Source organism: Streptomyces cellostaticus (genome assembly GCF_001513965.1).
Lineage (GTDB): Bacteria > Actinomycetota > Actinomycetes > Streptomycetales > Streptomycetaceae > Streptomyces > Streptomyces cellostaticus.
Genome location: NZ_KQ948045.1, coordinates 1 through 1,648 on the forward strand (window position 1 = coordinate 1; position 1,648 = coordinate 1,648).

Below are 1,648 nucleotides of genomic sequence, written 5' to 3' on the forward strand. Positions count from 1 at the left end.
AGGAGGCGTACCGGTTGATCCCGGCTGCTGCCAGGAGCCCTCCCGGCTTCAGCGCGCGGTAGGCCTCGGTGAGGGCCTGGTCCCGGTCTGCGCGGTCGAGCAGGTGGTACAGCGGGCCCAGGAGCAGGACGACGTCGTAGGAGGCGTCCGCTGCGGTCAACTGCCGGGCGTCGCCCAGTTCCACCGATGCCCCGGTGCGCCCGGCCTGCTCGATGTGGCGGGGGATCGGGTCGATGAGGTGCACTGCGTAACCATCCGCGACGAGCCATCGCGCGTGGGCGCCGGGCCCGCCGCCGACGTCGAGGATCGTGGCGGGCGGCTGCGGGAGGTATCGGCGTAGCAACTCCTGCGTGCGTACCATCTCCAGACGCCCATCGGCCGTGGTGGCCAACCGGTCCGCCTCGTCGATGGTCTCGCTGTAGAACCTCACGATCTCCGGCGCTACCTCAGGACTCGTCATGCGGGCATTGTGGGGGCTCACCGGTGGACCGTCACCCTCGGGCACGTCGGCGCAATGTGACAGCCCCCATCTCTCACGACGGGGGCCGCGCGTGGTCTTCGGCGTCAGGAAGCGTCTGGCGCCGCCTCGAAGCTGTACTCGTAGCCGACGGCCAGCCGGTAGGGCAGGCACCATTCCCCGTACTCGATCACGCCTTGGTCGTCCCACAGGCGGTGAACTCCTGCGAGGATGGGTGAGCCGGTGCGCAGCCCAAGGAAGTTGGCCTCGCGCGCGTCGGCGTCCCGGCCGTGGATGTCGTCGCGGCCCGCCGTCACCCGCCGACCGGTGGCCTGCTGGATCTTCAGGAGCAGTCCGGGGGAGGACACGCGCGACGTGGACAACAGCTCTGGGACAGCGGCGGCGAAATGGGCCGGGTACCAGGTGACGAAAAGACCGGTGCGCTGCTGGCCCTTGCCGGTGTGCCACTGGCGGCGCACGACCTGGGCGCCGTCATCCAGATCGAAGATCTCGGCGACGTACTGGGGCGGCTTGATCAGCTCCGCATGCGTGACGATCAACGTCTCACCCTCGGCGAGCACTGAGCCCGTGCGCAGCACACGGGTGATGCGGTCGTAGCCGGAGGGCGCGACTTCGGGGGCATTGGCAACGAAGGTCCCCCGGCGGGACGTGATGATGTAGCCCTCGACCTGGAGCTGATCCAGAGAGCGGCCGAGAGTGGCGACGGATACGCCCTCCTGTTTGGCCAGTTCCCGCACGGGCGGGAGCTTTTCGCCTTCCTTGAGTACGCCATCGAGGATGCGACGTCGAATGCGTTCGGCGACTTGCATGTAGGGGTGCTCGGGGGACGACATGACATCTCCTGACGGCCGTGTCCTAGGGCACAGCCGACTGTACTAGGACGCCCGTAATCCGAGCAGGGGGAAGTGCGCTGAACCCCTGGCGCGAGTGTCCTAGGTCACGCTACGTTCTGACCTAGGACACACGGTTAACCCCGGCGACCGCTCGCGACGGCCCCGGGGCGTGGCCACCAACTGAGTGGAGTTGATGACAGTGGGCATTATCCACGCGTTCCTGCAATGGGTACTGGGCGTGTTCGCGCCCAGTACCGGCAGGCGCCGGGCGACTGCGCGCCCCATCCGACCGGTACCCGCCGACCAGCCCGACGCGCCCCGCACGGCCTCCCCGACA

The 1,648-nt window shown here is 68.6% G+C and carries 2 protein-coding genes; both read right to left on the minus strand.

Features of this window, described 5'->3' with window-relative positions; genetic code table 11:
- Nucleotides 1–460 (minus strand): class I SAM-dependent methyltransferase (locus AQI88_RS36190; RefSeq protein WP_159050476.1); only part of this gene is annotated, 460 nt, incomplete at its 3' end.
- A gap of 104 nt (nt 461–564) precedes the next feature.
- Nucleotides 565–1,311: a GntR family transcriptional regulator gene (locus AQI88_RS36195; protein WP_067008070.1), complete on the minus strand. Its 747-nt coding sequence runs from the start codon at nt 1,309–1,311 to the stop codon at nt 565–567.
- Nucleotides 1,312–1,648: the final 337 nt, after the last annotated feature.

What these genes read in the sequence shown, in the direction of transcription:
- AQI88_RS36195 (WP_067008070.1), bottom strand. Translation starts at nt 1,311, where the DNA reads ATGTCGTCCCCCGAGCACCCCTACATGCAAGTCGCCGAACGCATTCGA.